This is a genomic window from Myxococcales bacterium (genome assembly GCA_016720545.1).
GTDB lineage: Bacteria > Myxococcota_A > Polyangia > Polyangiales > Polyangiaceae > JAAFHV01.
Genome location: JADKKK010000007.1, coordinates 182,607 through 199,000, shown reverse-complemented (window position 1 = coordinate 199,000; position 16,394 = coordinate 182,607). Strand labels below are relative to the sequence as shown.

The window sequence follows — 16,394 nt, the reverse complement described above, 5'->3', positions numbered from 1 at the left end:
ACGTTAGCAGCCCGTTGATAAACTCCCGTCGCCCCCGCGCCGCCGCATCGGCACGGGCTGCGTTGCGATCCTCCGGTGCCTGCTCCCTCAAAGCAGGCTCCGCGGGCTCCTCGGATCGCCCTTGCCCGATGCCGCGCGGACCGACCGAATCGTCCCAGGCCGGCACGCCACGGTCGAAGGCCCCGGTCCCGGCTCTCGTGAGAAGCCGAAGGCGCGAGCCGTGGGATTTCGGGCTCGATCACAGTGAGCACTGCCTTAGCTGTTCGGGGTCGTGTCCACGAGGCGCTCGAAGGATGAAGCTGCTCGCGCACCCGTACGGATACGTCGCGGCGTCGCCCACGTCGCCGCCCCGGTCGGGTCCGCACCGTTGGAGATCGTGACCTGCGCAGTCGGAATCCCCTACGGAGTGAGCTTCGCCACGAACACTCCATCACCCGAGTGCCGTGTCGCCCCGATCGTGACGCCCTGGACGAGCACGCCCGTAAGGAACACGCTCCCGAGCGAGTCGACGCCGATGCCCAGGCCGCGGGCCCTGGACGAGCTCGCAAGCCCTCTGCTCCAGAGCGGTGTGCCCGAAGGGCTGAGCTCGAGGACGAATGCGTTCTCGGTGCCGCCAGCGAAAGGGATCGTGCCGGTGCCGAAGGGCACAGGGCCGGAGTGATATCCGGTAACAAAGACGTTGTTCGACGCGTCGGTCGCGACGCCGGCGGGATACTCGTTCCGAGGGGAGCCAAAGCGCCGAGCGAAGATGGGAGTACCAGCAGGGCTGAATTTCCCAATGATGACGTCCAAGAGGCCATTGTCGAGCAAAACGCCGGTACCCAGGTCCGCGGGACCGCTGGCGCCGCCCGTGACGACGACGTCGCCGGCTGCGTCAACCGTCACGCCTGCTCCGCTCTGGTAGCCGTTCAAAGCTCCCCACTTCTTGCTCCATTGATGCTGCCCGCTCGCGTCGAGGGCGATGAGGAAGCCATCCGACTCGCCAATCCCGGGAGCAGGCCCCTCGCCGAGGTCCGTGGTTCCTTTGCATGTTCCGACCACGAAGACCTCGCCGGCGGGCCCGGACGCGATCCCGCTCGCGCGGCTCTCCGGGCTCGTAGCTACGTGCTTGCTCCAAACGTGGTTTCCCGCGGAGTCGAGCTTGGCAACGAACCCCGCGAAACCAGACGAGGTAAGCGGCCCTCCGCCGAAATCGAGCGAGCCCGAGGCCATGCCCCCAATCAAGATGTTGCCCGTCGCATCGAACGCGACGGCGTTCCCCTCCTGCTGATTTACGTCGCCGAACCGCTTGCTCCAGAGGTGATTTCCGTTCGCGTCTAGTTGAAGAACGAAGACGTCCCATACGCCGGAGGTCACGAGCGGACCGCCACCAAAGTCGACCGTGCCGCTCATCATGCCGGTCACGACGATGTTGCCGGCCGCGTCGGTCGCGATCGCGGTGGACCTATCGTCGCCGGTGCCCCCGAAGCGACGGCTCCAAACGGTGTTGCCGTTCGAGTCGATCTTGGCCACGTAAATGTCGCTGCTGCCAGCGGAGGTGAGAGTGCCTCTTCCAAAGTCGATGGTTTGAGCGAAGGTTCCCGTGACGACCGGCGCTCCGGTGGTGTCCACCGCGAGCCCAGTGGCGAGCTTGTACCACTGGTCTCCGTAGGACTTGCTCCAAGCCGAACGTCGGCACGTGCCCAGACACGCACCCTCGTTGTCGCACGTCTCGCTGCCGGCGACGATACCGTCGCCACATACGGTGTCGCAAACCATGGGGGCACCGGAGCAGGACCAGCCGCGCTCGATCTGGCAGTTGGCGTTGCAGCCGTCACCCGTCGTGAGATTGCCATCGTCACACTGTTCGCCCACCGCGACCACTGAATCGCCGCACACGGCGGGGGCTGCGTCACGCGGAGAGGGAGCGCCGGCGTCATGGGGACCGGTGTCGCCCGGAGCCGCATCTCGCGACCCGTCGGCGGCGCTGCCACCGTCGTGGCCATCGCGCCCGCCGCCATCGCCCACGCTGCCTACCCCCGGATCGTAGATGAGGCCTCCGCAGTTGATGAGGGTGGCCGCGAGGAGAACGAAGGTGAGTGAGCCGAGCCGAGACATCGTGGCACCATAACGTGGCGTCGCTTCATTGTCTTCCATGGGCGGCAGCCCTCCAGCCTCGGCTCGGAGGATATCGAGACGTTCCGCTCCCACTCTTGGGGTGAAGCTGCCGCTCACGGAATCTGGACGGGCGAGTGCCTGTTGATGGTCGTGCCGTCGCCCAGCTGACCTTCGGTGTTGCGCCCCCAGCAAAAGAGCCTTCCGTCGAACTTGCAGGCGCACGTATGTGTCCCGGCGCTCACGTCGCTCCAATCAGTGGCATCGTCGACCCTCGCGGGCGAGAGGAGCTCGCCGGTGGTTCCGTTGCCCAGCTGCCCCTCGTCGTTGTGTCCCCAGCACCAGAGCGTGCCGTCACGCTTGCGAGCGCATGTGTGGTTGCCCGCCGTGCTCACCTGCACCCAGTCGGTATCCGTGCCGACTCGAACAGGCGACAGCCGTGGGGTCTTGGTTCCGTCGCCCAGCTGACCGGCGACGTTGCTGCCCCAGCACCAGAGCGTGCCGTCCTGCCTCCGCCCACACGTGAAGCCGAAGCCTGCGTTCACTTCGACCCAGTCGGTATCTGCGCCGACCCGAACCGGCGATAGCCGTCGGGTGGTGGTGCCATCGCCGAGACGACCGGATATGTTGCCGCCCCAGCACCAGAGCGTGCCATCGAGCTTACGAGCGCACGTGTGATCACCCCCTCCGCTCACCTCGACCCAGTCGGTCTCCACGCCCATCTTGGAGGGCGCGAGCCGCCCGGTGGTGGTTCCGTCTCCCAACTGCCCAGCGGAGTTGCTCCCCCAGCACCAGAGCGTGCCATCGAGCTTGCGAGCGCACGTGTGGCTGCCGCCTACCCCCAGCCCGGTCCAGTCGGTTGCGACGCCAACTCGAACAGGCGAAAGGCGATCATCAAATTGCGTGCCGTCGCCCAGCTGACCCTGGTTGTTGCCACCCCAACAAAAGAGCATGCCATTGATCTTGCGGGCGCAGCCGTGGCTCTCGGCCCTCAGCTCGATCCAGTCGGTCGCAGCGCCAACTCGAACCGGTGAGAGTCGCGTGGTGTAGGTGCCGTCACCAAGCGTGCCATAGATGTTCCAGCCCCAGCACCAGATGGAGCCCTCGACGGTGCGGCCACATGAGTGCGTACCCGCGGTGCTCACGGACACCCACGCCCGGCCGCCCACCTCCGCATCGGACGTATGTCCCGCATCGGCCGCGTCGGCGGGAAGTGTGGCGCTCATGCCATCCGATGGGCCATCCGGCGCCCCGGCTTTCGGCGGGGAATGGCCGCCCGAGTCTTCGGGCAGGTCTCCCCCGAGAAGCCCAAGCTCGCTGCGCGAGCAGGCCGCCGTTGCGAAGAGAAGGACAACAGCGAGCGTCGCGACATTCATGCAGTTCATCGATTCCATACGCGCGATTCGCCGGCTTGTGTGTGCGTGTGTGGCGGCGCCCTACGGCCCGGTGCGCTTCGGGTCGAACTGGCCTTCGTATTCGCGGGCGTCCCCTCCGAGAGGAGAGGCCAAGCAGAGCAGATTTCCCACCCAGATCGTCGTGACCTGCGCGGTCGGAATCCCCTAGGAGGGGCCTGCTGATCAACAGCGGAGCCGGGACGTCGCACCAAGGGTAGACTCCGCTCCGGGAAGCACCCCGATCCGAGTGGCCTTGGTGGACGGGGACGGAAGGCCCGACTTCGTGGTGGCCGACCACGACAGCAGCGCCGTGAGTGTCCTGATGAGCGGAGGCCCCGTGCCTGCGGTGGAGTCGGTGGAGTAGCTCACCGGTGATTCGGCTCGAGCGAGTGGCGAGCGCACCTGAACCCAGGCGCCTCCAGACGGGTGCCGCCGTCCTCACGAGAGCCGCCGGCGCCTCTGGACACGTGCCGCGGGTTCTCGCGAGAACCCAGCACTTCCAGGCGGGTGCCGCGGGTTCTCGCGAGGACCGCTGGCGCGACGGCCCGTAGGGACCTGCCTCACGAGAGGCTCGGGCGGCCTTCACGGAGACGGCCTTCACCCCGCCCGAGGCTCCCGAAGCCCACGAGCCTCCGGGCTCATGCTCGTAAGAGCAGGCCTTCGTACCAGGGGCCGCGCGGATCGTTCCGCGGCGGCGCGAAGTCCCCTCGGCTCGTGGTACGCTTTCGTCATGTCCGGGACCAAGCCAACATGGACCGGGGGGCGCGTGGGGAGCCACCGAGAGCTCGACGCGGCAGACCAGGCCTTCTGGGACGACGCGGGCCCGGTCGCGCGGTTCGAGGCGTGCGTCGAGCTCTCGCAGACGGTCTGGAGCCTGAGCCACCCCGATGAGCCTACCCCGCGATTTGATCGAGCTTCTCTGTGCGCTCACGGCGGCCGGCGTGCGTTTCCTGGTCGTGGGCGGGCACGCCGTCTCGCTCCACGCGCGCCCGCGATCGACGAAGGACCTCGACCTGTGGCTCGACGCCGCACCTGAGAACATCGCGCGCGCGTGCGACGCCCTCCTCCGCTTCGGAGTGCCCGAGGTCCTCGTGGGCGAGCTGCGCTGCGCGCGATCCGACGAGATCGTGTGGCTTGGGCGCGCCCCCGCGCGCGTGGACCTTCTTCAGGAGCTCCCCGGTGTGACCTTCGAAGAGTCATGGCTCCGCCGGGTGACGGTCGACCTTCCCGGCGGGCAGGCGACGTTCATCGCGGACGCCTCATTCCACTGAACGCCCGAGTACCCATGGAGCACACGGGCGTGTAGAATGCGCGCATGCGCCTCGTGACGATCGCCCGCGAAGGGGTGCTGCGCGTCGACGGCGCGCCCCTCGGCGGCGCCGCGGGCGCGTTGGCCGACGACCCGAACCGGCTGACGTTCTCGAGCGCGAAGGACCCCGCGGCCAAGACGTACGCGCGGGCGCTGCGCCTGCTCACGCTGCGCGCCCGCACGGTCCACGAGCTGCGCACGAGCCTGCTCGAGAAGGGCGAGCCCGCAGAGAACGTCGAACCGGTGCTCTCGCGCCTCACGGTGGCGGGGCTGCTCAACGACGCGAAGTTCGCGGAGGACCGAGCCCGCGCGCAGCTCATGGGCAAGGCGCGCTCGCGGCGTCGGCTCGAGCACGACCTGGCGGCACGCGGCGTTCCCCGCGAGGTGGCGAGCGCCGCGATCCGACGCGCCCTCGTGGTGGCCGAGACGACCGAGGCCGACGTGGCCGAGCAGGCCGCGCGCCGCAAGCACCGGGCCCTCGCGCGCCTACCCCTTGAGGAGCAACGCGTGAAGCTGTTCGCCTACCTCGCGCGGCAGGGCCACCCCGCCGACGCCGCGCGCGACGCCGTGCGGAAGGTGCTCGGCACCCGCTGACGAGAACCTGCGGACGCCCGCGCATCTGGCGCTTTGTGCGGACGCGCGGGCGCCGTATCGTCAGGTGATGGCGTCCTTCGTCCCCTGCCCCCGGTGTCACCGGCACGTGCGCTCCACCGAGACCGCGTGCGTCTTCTGCGGTGTCGCCCGCGCGTCCCAGGCGGCGGCGCTCCTCTCCGCCGCGGCGCTCGCCCTCGGGGGCTGCGATCCCAAGCCCGCCGCGGAGGTGCCGACCCCGCCGGCCACGTCCGCGAGCGCGACCGCACCCTCGGCGGACCCGGCGCCGTCGGGCGCGGCGGTGACGCCCTCGGCCACTGCGCCCGCCGTCGCGGCGTCGGTCGCGCCGACTGCGCCCGTCATGGGCGCGCAGGAGCCGCCGGTGCGCCCCGCCATGCGCTACGGCATCGCGCCGCGCAAATAGCCCGCCGATGACCGGGCCTCGCAGGCGCGCGTCTTCACCGGCGTCGGGGGTCGCGCGGCTCCCAGTCTTGCCGAGCGCGCCCGCGCAGCGACGGCACCTGCCGCTGGCCGAGGCCGCGAGGCCGGCGGATCGCGCCGCGCGTCCGGGGTACGTCGTGTGGGAGCTCACGCTCAAGTGTGATCTCAACTGCCTGCACTGCGGCTCCCGCGCGGGCAAGGCGAGGAGGGGCGAGCTCACCACGGCCGAGGCCCTCGGCCTCGCCGAGCAGATCGCCGACCTCGGCGCACGCGAGGTGACCCTCATCGGCGGCGAGGCGTACTTGCACGACGGCTGGCTCGACGTCATCGCCGCGCTCCACTCGCGAGGGGTCGAGGTGGGCCTCCTGACGGGCGGGCGAGGGCTCACCCGTGAGCGCGCTCGCCTCGCGAAAGACGCTGGGGCGACCACGCTCAGCGTCTCGGTCGACGCCTGCGAGGCGACGCACGACTTCTTGCGCGGGCGAGCGGGCAGCTACGCGAGCGCGCTCGCCGCGATCGAGCACGCGCACGCGGCGGGCCTTCGGGTCTCCGCGAACACCCAGATCGCGCGGCCCGCGCTGCGCGAGATCGAGCCCATGTTCCAGGTGCTCCTGGACCGCGGCGTGTGCGCGTGGCAGGTGTCGATGACCGTGCCCATGGGGCGGGCGGCCGACCACCCCGAGCTGCTCCTCGAGCCGTACAGCGTGATCGAGGTGCTGCCCATGCTCGCGCGCATCGCGCGCCGCGCGAAGGCGCGGGGCGTAGGGGTCTTCCCGGGGAACGACATCGGGTATTTCGGGCCGCACGAGCACGAGCTGCGGCCCGAGGCGCACCGCTCGCCGTGCAGCGCGGGTGTGCTCGGGATGGGCATCGAGGCCGACGGCGCCATCAAGGGGTGTCCGTCGCTCCCCTCTCGCGACTACGTGGGTGGGAGCGTGCGCGACGCCTCGCTGCGCGACGTGTGGGAGCGCGCGGCGCCGCTGCAGTTCAACCGCGGCCGAGGTGTGGAGTCGTTGTGGGGCTATTGCGCGACCTGCTACTACGCCGAGGCGTGTCTCGGAGGCTGCTCATGGACTGCCCACGTCCTCTTCAGCCGAATAGGCAACAATCCTTACTGTCACCATCGCGCGCTCGAGCTCCTGGCTGAGGGACTCCGGGAGCGCATCGTTCCGGTGGCCCGCGCGCCGGGCGAGCCCTTCGACTACGGTCGCTTCGCGTGTGTCACCGAGCCATGGCCTGGGGAGGCGCGCGGGCGCGCCGAGCAGATCGTCGCCAGCGGCGAGGGCTTCCTCGAGGGCGACTGATCGCGCCGTGCGCGGTGGCGCCCTCGAGGCCGTGGCACCCCGGGCGTGCCGCGGGGCGGAGATGGGCTTCGGCGGTGGGGTCCTCCCGTGGGCGGGCCCCGAGGCGGCGCCCGGGCTCTGCCCAGATGCGGGAACTCGAGCCCACCTGGGCCTTGAAGGGGCCGGTCGTGGGGCGGGGCGGGCGGGCGCTTCGGTCGTCCCCTGGTCACCGCCCGAGTTCGACAATAGAAGCCCGATGGTGCCATCGCAGTCGCTGATCGATCGGGCGCGGGCGGGCGAACGGGCTGCGCTGGAGGAGCTGCTTGAGAGCGTCGCCCCGTCGATCCATCGCTTCGGCCTGCGCATGTGCCGGAACACCCACGACGCCGACGACGTGCTCCAAGACACGCTCCTCAGCGTCACGAAGCACCTCGCGGAGTTCGAGGGGCGCTCCTCGCTTACGAGCTGGGTCTTCGCCCTCACGCGCAGCGCCTGCGCGCGGCGACGACGTGGCCTGAAGAACCAGCCTCCCGTGAGCGACGACCGCATGGCCGACGAGCCGCACGCGGGCCGGAGCCCGGAGGCGGAGACCGCCGATCACGAGCTCGGCGAGGCGCTTGGCCGCGCGCTCGACGCCCTGCCCGAGGAGCACCGCGAGGTGGTGATGCTCCGCGACGTGGAGGGGCTCACGGCCCCCGAGACGGCAGAGGCCCTCGGGGTGTCGGTCGACGCCGTCAAGAGCCGCCTGCACCGCGCGCGCGATGCGCTCCGGCGCGAGCTGAGGCCGCTGCTCGAGGCGCCCGCGCCCGCGCATGCGAAGCCCTCCACGTGCCCGGACGTGTCGGCGATGTGGTCGCGGAAGCTCGAGGGCGATCTCAGCCAGGGCGACTGCGCGGCCATGGAAGCCCACCTCACGACCTGCCCCGCGTGCGCAAGCGCCTGCGACGCGCTGCGACGCGCCCTGCTCGCCTGCCGCCACGTGAGCACCCGCGCGGTGCCGCCGGAGGTTCAGGCGCGGGTCAAGGCCGCCGTGCGGGCCTGGGCCGGCGAGCTCACGGCTCCAGGCGCGCCCCGCTAACGCACACCCTGGTTCGTCGAGGAGGAGCTCCTGCACGCCGTGGCGCGTCGGATGGGTGCGCGGGCGGTCGCGCGAGTGGTAGCCTGAGGGCTCATGCAACTGCGTGCCGACAAGGAGGTCCTCCGGCGCACGGCGCTGTTTCGTCGCCTCGACGAGCACGAGCTCACCGCGCTCGCGGTGTGCCTCCGCGTGCGCGTGTGCGACGCGGGCGCGTGGTTGTTCCGGCAAGGTGACCCCGGCGCCTCCATGCTCCTGGTCGCCGAGGGGGCGTTCGCAGCGACCGTCCGCGAGCACAGCGAAGAGGAGCGCGAGATCAACCGCATGGGGCCGGGCGAGGTCATCGGCGAGATGGCCTTCCTCGACGCAGCCCCGCGCTCGGCGTCGGTGCGCGCCATCACGTCCGCGACCTACTACGAGCTGGATCGCGACGGCATGGAAGCCCTGCGCGCCCACTCGCCTAGCGCGGCGGCGGCCGTCACCTGGGCTGTCATTCGCGACGTGACCCGACGCCTGCGGCGCATGGATGCGCTCATCGAGGTCGAGCTCGAGCGCGCGGGACGGATCGCCTGAACCCGCTGGCGACCGAGCTCCCGAGCGGGACGCCTTTCGGGCGCTACATCATCGACGGCGCGCTCGGCTCGGGCGCCATGGCCGTGGTCTACCGCGCCCACCACGCCGAGCTAGGGCGAGCGGTCGCGCTGAAGGTGATGCACGGCGCGTTCGTGTTCAGCGAGCCTCACGTCGAGCGCTTCATGGCGGAGGCCCGGGCGTCCGCGACGCTCCGTCACCCCCACATCGTCGACGTCTCCGACGTGGGCGAGCTCGACGGGCGCCCCTACATCGTCATGGAGTACCTCGAGGGCGAGACGCTGGCGGCGCTGCTCGCCCGGCGGGGCCGCCTCCCGGCGGGCGCCGTGGCCGATCTCGCCCTGCCGCTCGTGTCCGCCGTGGCGGCCGCGCACGCCGCGGGCATCGTCCACCGCGACATCAAGCCCGAGAACATTTTCCTCGCGACCGACGCGCGCGGAGGTGAGCGCCCCGTGCTCCTCGACTTCGGTATCTCCAAGAACGCCGCGCCTCGGAAGAAGGCGCTGACCGAGGCCGGCCTCGTGCTCGGCACGCCGTACTACATGTCGCCAGAGCAGGTGCAGCGCGCGAGCGAGCTCGACGGCCGCGCCGATCAGTACTCCCTCGGCGTGACGCTCTACGAGCTCTGCACCGGCGTGCTCCCGTTTCGCTCCGACGCCTCGCTCTTCATGTTGATGGCGGAGATCATGCACGGGCGGCCTGAGGCGCCGTGCAGCCTGGTGCCGGAGCTGCCCGCCGGCTTCGAGCGCGTCGTGCTCCGCGCCATGGCCACGTCTCGCGACGAGCGCTTCGCCTCGATGGCCGACTTCGGGCGCGCGCTGTTGCCGTTCTGCACCGATGAGGTGCGCGCGAAGTGGGTCGGCGAGCTCGGCCTGCCCGGCCAGAGCGAGGTGCGCGTCCCCTCGCTCAGCCACCTCCGCCCCAAGCCCTCGTGGCGGGTCACCGCCGACGAGCCTCCGGCGAGCGCGCTGCCGATGGCCCCCTGCGCGCTGCGCGCGGCCGACCTCCGGGCGATCCCTTGGCTCGACGGCTGCTCGGACGCCGAGCTCGCGACCTTCCTCGGCGGAGTGACCCCCCATCGCTACGCCGCCGGTGCGCCGCTGTTCGCGCAGGGCGAGCACGCGACCACGGCCTTCCTCGTCGTCTCGGGGCAGCTCTCGATCGACGTGGTCGCCGACGACGCGAGCCCCGACTTGGCGCTCATCGGCCCGGGGGAGCTGGCCGGCCAGATCGCCCTCATCGAGGACATCCCGCGCGCGGCCTCGGTGCGAGCGCGGACCGCGACGACCGTCCTCGCGCTCGAGCGCGACGCCTTCGAGCGCCTCCTCGCCGCCGCGAGCCCCGTCGCCGCCCACGTGCAGCTCATGGTGGCCGTGGCGGGCATCCGGCAGCTCCGCTGCGCGACGAAGCGGCTCGCGGTCCTCATGGAGGAGCGCGACGAGGCCGACGCCGCGGGAGCGAAGTCGCGACGCCTCCAGCACCTGCGCGCGGCGATCGCCGAGTGGTCGGTCACGATTGAGGCGAGCTCGACCGCGCGGGCCTGAGCGGCGCCGTCCGAGTCTTCAGCTCCGCTCCACCGGGTAGCCCTTGTCGGCCCAGTCGGTGGAGAAGCGGGTCGGCAGGTCGAGGACGAACACGTTCTTGCGGCCAAGCGCCTTCACCGCCTCGCCGGCGGGCCGGACGTTGGGGCAGTTGCGGACGGGGCAACAGCCACAATAAACAACGATTTCCGTACCTTCCGGAGTTGCCTTGAGCGCGGCCTTCAGCTTCTCGAGGCCCTCCTCGGAGTCGACCTCGGAGAGCGCCTTGGCGCCCGGCACGCGGCCCCGCCCGAACAGCGCGCGCGGCCCCACGTAGAACACCGCGATCTTCCCCGACTTCACCTCGTCGACCCGGGCAGCCAGGGTGGCGGGCGCCATCATCGGCCCAGACGCGGAAGAGGGTCCGGCGTCGCGGCACGCGAGGAGGCCCGCCCCCGCGCTCACCCCCGCGCCCATGGTGACGACCCCCAAGAGTAGCGCGCGTCGACGAACCTTCACGGCAGATCGCATGTGCAGAAGAGCCAGCAGCCGCCGAAATGGGTTCACCGGGCGCGCTGGTGGAACGCCCACGCGTCGCCGACGATCTCGTCGAGGCTCGTGCGCTTGGCCTGCCAGCCGAAGGTCTCGAGGGCCTTCTTGGCGCTCGCGACCAGCACCGCCGGATCCCCGTCGCGACGCGGCCGCACCACGACAGGCACGGGCCGCCCGGAGACGCGCTCGACCGAGGCGATGATCTCGTTCACCGTCGTGCCGCGCCCGGTGCCGAGGTTGTAAGCCCCCGAGCCACCGCCGGACTCCAGGTGGCCCAAGGCCGCGAGGTGCGCGTCGGCGAGGTCGAGCACGTGGATGTAGTCGCGCTCGCAGGTGCCGTCGCGCGTCTCCCAGTCGTCGCCGAAGACCCCGATGTCCTTGCGGAGCCCGGCCGCCGCGTCGAGCACGAGCGGGATGAGGTGCGTCTCGGGATCGTGGCGCTCACCCAGGCCCGCGGCCGGATCGGCGCCCGACGCGTTGAAGTAGCGCAGCGCGGCGTACTTCAGCCCGTAGGCGTCGTGGTAGCGGCGCAGCGCGTGCTCGATGAAGAGCTTCGACTCCCCGTAGGTGTTCACGGGGCGCTTCGGGTGCGCCTCGTCGATCGGCGTGTACTCGGGATCGCCGTACACCGCCGCCGTGGACGACAGGATGAACGCGCCCACGCGCTCGTCGAGCAGGGTCTCGAGGAGCGCGAGCGTGGCCACCAGGTTGTCCTGGAAGTACACGCGCGGCTTCACCATCGACTCGCCGACCTGGATCTTCGCGGCGAAGTGGACCACGCCCGTGACCCGGTGCTCCTTCACCAGCGCCGCGACCTTCGCGCGATCGCGGATGTCGCCGTGCACGAAGCGGGCCTTCGGGTGCACGGCGTCTTCGTGGCCGCTCGAGAGATCGTCGAGGACGACGACCTCCCTGCCCGCCGCGATCAGGGTCTTGACCATGTGCGAGCCGATGTAGCCCGCGCCTCCCGTGACCAGGATGCTCGCCATCGCGTTCAGCGTACCACCGGCGGTCGCGCCGGCCGGGCCAGCGTGGCGCCGCGGGTTAGAAATAGTGCGCGCAAAAAAAGAGGAGCCCAGCCGAGGCTGAGCTCCTAAGAGTGGGCGAAGACGGACTTGAACCGTCAGCCAATGGATTAAGAGTCCACTGCTCTACCAATTGAGCTATTCGCCCGAGAGGGCCGGGTGGATACCGCCTGCAGCCGGGGGTGTCAATCAAAAACCGATCGGCGCCTCGTGGGTGCGCTTGACGACCATGCGGCCCGTGAGATCGATGCGGTGGAGGAGCGGACGGTTCGTGCCGAACTCCGGGCCCGCGAAGTACTCATCGACGGCCTTGCGGGCGCCCTGCCAGTAGCCGTAGTCGTCGAGGATCAGCACGCCGCCCTCGACGAGGCGCGGGTAGAGCACCTCGAGCTCGTGCTTGGTCGACTCGTACCAGTCGGTGTCGAGGCGGAGCAGCGCGATGCGCTCCGGAGCGGCTTCGGGGAGGGTGTCCTCGACCTTGCCGCGCACGAAGTGCACACGGCGAGAGGGGTACCCGGTGCTGAAGACGTTCTGGCGGACGTCGTCCTCCCCCGCGATGCACCACGCGGAGCGCCCCGCCTCGCGGCTGGTCTTCTCGAGCATCTCCTCCGCGGTGCGCGAGTCGAAGGCGCGGTCGTGCTCGGTGGGGGGGCTCATGCCCTCGAACGTGTCGCACAGGTAGAGATCGCGAGCGTCGCCCAAGGCGAGCAGGGTCTTCGCGACGACCATCATGCTCCCGCCTCGCCACACCCCGCACTCGACGACGTCGCCCTCGATGCCGTTCTGCACGAGGTAACGGACGGCGTCGTGGAGCGCGAGGATGCGCTCGGGGCTCGTCATGGTGAAGTCGGCGACGGCCTCGCAGAGGGCGATGTCGGCGGGGCGGAAATCTGGCGGATAGGTGACCTGCTCGACGGCCTGACGGACCCAGTCGCTCGCCTTGCGCGGCAAGAGGCGGCTCATCACACTGCGGGGGGCTCGCGTTCCACTCGTGCTCATCGGGCTGCTCCGTTCTCCGTGGCTCGCGCCTTCACGCCGCTCTCACGCTTCTCACGCTTCTCGCGCCGCTCACGCTCTCTTCGCGCTCCCGTGTGCACGGAGCGCGCCTAGGCCGCGCCGGGCCGGGCAACGACCAGGTACACGGCCGCGTTGTCGCGCAAGATCGCCCGAGGCGTGATGGCGTCCTCGAGCGTCATGCGCACGTTCATCGCCGTCGCCAGGGCCGGCACGAGGGCGCGCCCCACGAGGGGCACGGCCGCGAGGGCGTGCCGCAGGCCGAGGAGGCGAAACTGGGTCGTCCAAGCGAGCGGCCCCACGAGCGAGTCGGTGTGCTCGACGACGAAGCCCGACGACGCGAGCTGGCGCTCGAGCCCCTCGCGCGTCCACCGGTGAAAGTCGGTGGGGTGAGGGTGGTAGAGCCAGGTGCCGTGGGTCGACAGCAGGAGCCTGCCGCCCGGCTTCAGGAGGCGCCGCGCCTCGGCGAGGTAGGTGTCCACGTCCCACACGTGCTCGAGCACCTGGAAGGAGACCACGGCGTCGGCCGAGGCGTCCGGCAGCGGGACGGGCTCGCCGGGCGTGAGGATCACGTCGGCGTCGCCGCCGAGATCGCAGCCCACGTACGCAGCTCCCGCGGCGGTGAAGAGCGACGCGTACGGCTTGTCGCCGCAGCCGAGGTCGACCACGCGCGCGCCCGGCGCGAGGCGGAGCCGCGGAAGGTGCTCGCGGATCGAGCGCGCGAGCGCCCGGAGCACGTGCCGCTGGTGGTCCCAGAGCGGCGGATCGAGCCGCGCAGCGCCCTCGTCCATCAGGACGCGCGCTCCCATAGCGAGAGGAACTGGAGACCGTTCGTGGCGAGCCCCACGGGGCCGCGGTTGACGGCCATGGGGTGGAGGTGGATGCGCCGCGCGAAGCCGGCTCGCTCGAGCACCCGGTCCCACGTGAACCGCCGCTGGTAGTGGTAGTTGCTGGGCACGCCGAACTTGCGGTTGCCGATCTCGTCGAGGACGCCGAGCGCGAGCCACCCGAGCTTCGTGCGATAGGTATGATCTTTTATCAGGAAGAAGCGCGAGGTGCACCGCAAGATCTCTTGCAGGCTGGCCTCCGGATCCGGCGTGTGGTGCAGCACGTCGAAGGCCGAGGACACGTCGAATGAGCGGTCCTCGAATGGCAGCGTGACTCCGTCGTACATGACCGGCTCGATGAGCACGCGCTCGCGGCGGAGCACGTCGACGGGCACCACCTCGCGCGCCAGCCCCTTCGCCGCGATCTGCTGGGCGAAGAAGCCGTCGCCCGAGCCGAAGTCGAGCCACCGATCGACCGGCGCGAACAGCCGACACCAGGGGACGATCTCGTCCAGGATGCGTCGCCGATAGGGGTTCATCGGTGGCCCTCATAGCACGGCCCGCGCCGCGCGCGGCGTTCCACCGCGACGGAGAGTGGGGTACCTTGCGCGCCGAATGGTCCTGCTCGCCCTGCTGACGACGCTCGCCTTCGCGGCCTCGCTCGCGACGGCGACGCGTGTCCTGAAGGGCACCGCGGTCGGCGAGGACGACGAGGCCGCGGCGGCCGAGGCTGAGCCGCCCGAGCCTGCCGCGCTCGCTGCGCCTGCTGAGCCTGAGCCCGCGGAGACCGACGCGCCCGCGCAGAGCCCGGCCGAGCGCCTGGTCGCGACGATGGTCGTGCTGAACGCCCTGCTGGTGGGGCCCGTGTACGTGCTCGGCCTCGCGAACGTGCTCACCCGGGCGACGCTCGGCCGGACGGTCGTGGTGCTCTCGGTCGGGCTGCTGGGGTTCGCGTATCACCGCGGCCTGCGGCCGAAGGCGCTCGCGCGCGCGTGGCTCGACTGCCTGCTCCTGCCGCTCCGGGCGGCCTGGGCCACGGTCCGCACGGCCAGCTTCACCTCGATCGGGTTCGCGTTCGCCGTGTGGTTTCTCGTGTGGACCGCGATCGCCGTCGTCCACGCGCCCACGTGGCGCGACTGGGACGGCCCCTGGTACCACGAGTCGATGGTGGGGTTTACCCTACAAAACCACGGGTTTTCCATCGTCCCGCTGCCCGAGTACCTCCAGAAGATAAACGGGTATCAGCGCCTCGGTGAGATGTCCCAGCTCTGGTTCGCCATGTGGGCGGGGAGGCCGATGGTCGAGGCGTCGAACCTCTTCTACTCGCCCATCCTCGTGGGCTCGGTCTACCTGCTCACTCGCCGCTACACGCGTGACCGCGTGACCGCGATCGCATGGTCCATCGCGTTCCTGCTCGTCCCGGGCAACGCGCGCCTCCTCCAGAGCACCATGGTCGACCCCCACGCGGCGGCGCTCTTCGTGGCGGCGGCGTTCTACGCGACCGAGGAGCGGCTGACCCTCCGCACCGCGTGGCTCGCGATCGTCGCGCTCACGATGGCGGTGGGCGCGAAGACCTTCCTGCTCATTCCCGGCTTCTTCCTCGCCCTGCTCTTCCTCGCGAGGCTCATCGCCAATCGCCGCGAGCTCGGCGGCAAGGCCACGGCGGGCACGATCGCCCTCGGCAGCACGCTGCTCATTGGCATGGTGTGCGAGACGCACCTGCGCAACTACATCTATTTCAGGAACCCGGTGTGGCCCGACCTCTCGGTCGACGTGCCCTCCCTCGGGATTCACTGGAAGGGCATGGCGGTCTTGTTCGACCCGGACCTGCCCACGACCCAGCGCGTCAACGCGAACGTCGACGCCAGCGATCTGTACGAGAAGATCATCGCGCCCCCGTGGTCCAACACCTGGGGCGATCACTCCTGGCAGATCGCCGACTACGGCCCCGGCGTAAGCTGGTTCGCCCTCCCCGTGGGCCTCTTGGTGTGCGTCGTCGTCGCGCTCGTGCTCCTCCGAGACCTCGTCTGGAGGCTCCGAAAGCGCCCGGTGAACGACGCGCGCGCGACGCGGACCCGCCTCGCGGCGATGCTCGCGGTGCCCGTCCTCTTCGCGTACGCCGCCTCGCCCGCGGTGTACATCGGCCGGTACCACACGGCGCTCGTGGGGCTCTTGTTCGGGCTGCTCGCGTGGGTGGGCTCGCACGCGCGCTTCCGACGTTTCTCGGAGGGGCTGCCGCTCATGCTCCAGCTCACCGCGATCATGATGACGCTGTGGACCCCCGCGGCGCGCCGATACTGGCTCACCACCGACCAGATGAAGGAGCTCTGGCGCACGCCCTCCGCCGAGCGCGAGGTGGCCGAGCGCCTCGGCGCGCCCCTCCACGAGGCCACCGGCCTCGCGCGCGAGGCCGAGATCCACGCGGGCGACGTGGTCGGCTTCGACGGGTTGCACTTCGTCTCGCTCCTCTGGAACAACCAGTACTCGAACTACGTCGCGTGGCTCGGCGCCGAGCGGGACCCCCTCGGGAAGGCCGAGGCGATCGGCGCAAAGTGGGTGTGCGCGGGCAGGGGCACGGTGCTGGGGAGGCAGGTCGCCGGTAACCCGCGGTGGGTGCTCGTCGGGTGGCTCGAGGCCGAGCGCTTCTCCGTGGTGTACCGGCGGCGCTGAGGCGGGCG

Annotated in this window: 15 protein-coding genes and 1 tRNA gene; 8 read left to right on the top strand and 8 right to left on the bottom strand. The window is 70.7% G+C overall.

From position 1 onward, the window contains the following. Positions 1 to 399 precede the first annotated feature (399 nt). Together IPQ09_16610 and IPQ09_16605 are read right to left on the bottom strand one after the other, a co-directional pair. Positions 400 to 2,097, bottom strand: coding sequence for a DUF4215 domain-containing protein (locus tag IPQ09_16610; protein ID MBL0195814.1), 1,698 nt, complete (start codon positions 2,095 to 2,097; stop codon positions 400 to 402). Between the two features lie 113 nt (positions 2,098 to 2,210). Then, positions 2,211 to 3,488 (bottom strand): hypothetical protein, encoded by a 1,278-nt coding sequence (locus IPQ09_16605; protein MBL0195813.1) that lies wholly within the window; start codon positions 3,486 to 3,488, stop codon positions 2,211 to 2,213. Positions 3,489 to 4,375: 887 nt separating this feature from the next. Between IPQ09_16605 and IPQ09_16600 the strand changes: the two genes are divergently transcribed. The 7 genes from IPQ09_16600 (at position 4,376) to IPQ09_16570 (ending at position 10,322) form a co-directional block, all read left to right on the top strand. Then, positions 4,376 to 4,759 (top strand): hypothetical protein, encoded by a 384-nt coding sequence (locus IPQ09_16600; protein MBL0195812.1) that lies wholly within the window; start codon positions 4,376 to 4,378, stop codon positions 4,757 to 4,759. Positions 4,760 to 4,803: 44 nt separating this feature from the next. Next, positions 4,804 to 5,391 (top strand): regulatory protein RecX, encoded by a 588-nt coding sequence (locus IPQ09_16595; protein ID MBL0195811.1) that lies wholly within the window; start codon positions 4,804 to 4,806, stop codon positions 5,389 to 5,391. A 67-nt stretch (positions 5,392 to 5,458) separates the two neighbouring features. Continuing rightward, on the top strand, positions 5,459 to 5,812 hold the full coding sequence (locus IPQ09_16590) for a hypothetical protein (protein MBL0195810.1): 354 nt from the start codon (positions 5,459 to 5,461) through the stop codon (positions 5,810 to 5,812). Between the two features lie 67 nt (positions 5,813 to 5,879). Continuing rightward, positions 5,880 to 7,133, top strand: coding sequence for a radical SAM protein (locus tag IPQ09_16585; protein ID MBL0195809.1), 1,254 nt, complete (start codon positions 5,880 to 5,882; stop codon positions 7,131 to 7,133). Between the two features lie 235 nt (positions 7,134 to 7,368). Then, positions 7,369 to 8,190, top strand: coding sequence for a sigma-70 family RNA polymerase sigma factor (locus tag IPQ09_16580; protein MBL0195808.1), 822 nt, complete (start codon positions 7,369 to 7,371; stop codon positions 8,188 to 8,190). A 93-nt stretch (positions 8,191 to 8,283) separates the two neighbouring features. After that, complete coding sequence (locus IPQ09_16575; protein MBL0195807.1) at positions 8,284 to 8,760, top strand: cyclic nucleotide-binding domain-containing protein; 477 nt, start codon at positions 8,284 to 8,286, stop codon at positions 8,758 to 8,760. A gap of 77 nt (positions 8,761 to 8,837) precedes the next feature. Then, positions 8,838 to 10,322, top strand: a complete 1,485-nt coding sequence (locus tag IPQ09_16570; protein ID MBL0195806.1) for a protein kinase — start codon at positions 8,838 to 8,840, stop codon at positions 10,320 to 10,322. An 18-nt stretch (positions 10,323 to 10,340) separates the two neighbouring features. On the opposite strand, the gene IPQ09_16565 is transcribed toward IPQ09_16570, so the two are convergent. From IPQ09_16565 to IPQ09_16540, 6 genes are all read right to left on the bottom strand, one after another. Beyond that, complete coding sequence (locus IPQ09_16565) at positions 10,341 to 10,829, bottom strand: rhodanese-like domain-containing protein (protein MBL0195805.1); 489 nt, start codon at positions 10,827 to 10,829, stop codon at positions 10,341 to 10,343. A 32-nt stretch (positions 10,830 to 10,861) separates the two neighbouring features. Beyond that, a complete protein-coding gene (gene galE, locus IPQ09_16560; protein MBL0195804.1) occupies positions 10,862 to 11,839 on the bottom strand; it encodes a UDP-glucose 4-epimerase GalE in 978 nt (325 codons plus the stop codon). A 111-nt stretch (positions 11,840 to 11,950) separates the two neighbouring features. Beyond that, a tRNA-Lys gene (locus IPQ09_16555) sits at positions 11,951 to 12,023 on the bottom strand. Between the two features lie 41 nt (positions 12,024 to 12,064). Then, entirely contained in the window at positions 12,065 to 12,838 is a 774-nt protein-coding gene (locus IPQ09_16550; GenBank protein MBL0195803.1) for a class I SAM-dependent methyltransferase, read from the bottom strand. A gap of 143 nt (positions 12,839 to 12,981) precedes the next feature. Next, positions 12,982 to 13,698 (bottom strand): class I SAM-dependent methyltransferase, encoded by a 717-nt coding sequence (locus tag IPQ09_16545; GenBank protein ID MBL0195802.1) that lies wholly within the window; start codon positions 13,696 to 13,698, stop codon positions 12,982 to 12,984. Beyond that, on the bottom strand, positions 13,680 to 14,255 hold the full coding sequence (locus IPQ09_16540; protein ID MBL0195801.1) for a class I SAM-dependent methyltransferase: 576 nt from the start codon (positions 14,253 to 14,255) through the stop codon (positions 13,680 to 13,682). Before IPQ09_16540 ends, IPQ09_16545 begins: the two co-directional genes overlap by 19 nt. Before the next feature lie 76 nt (positions 14,256 to 14,331). Between IPQ09_16540 and IPQ09_16535 the strand changes: the two genes are divergently transcribed. After that, positions 14,332 to 16,386 carry a hypothetical protein gene (locus tag IPQ09_16535; GenBank protein ID MBL0195800.1) on the top strand — a complete coding sequence of 685 codons (2,055 nt, stop codon included), beginning with the start codon at positions 14,332 to 14,334 and terminating at the stop codon, positions 16,384 to 16,386. The last annotated feature ends 8 nt before the right edge of the window (positions 16,387 to 16,394 follow it).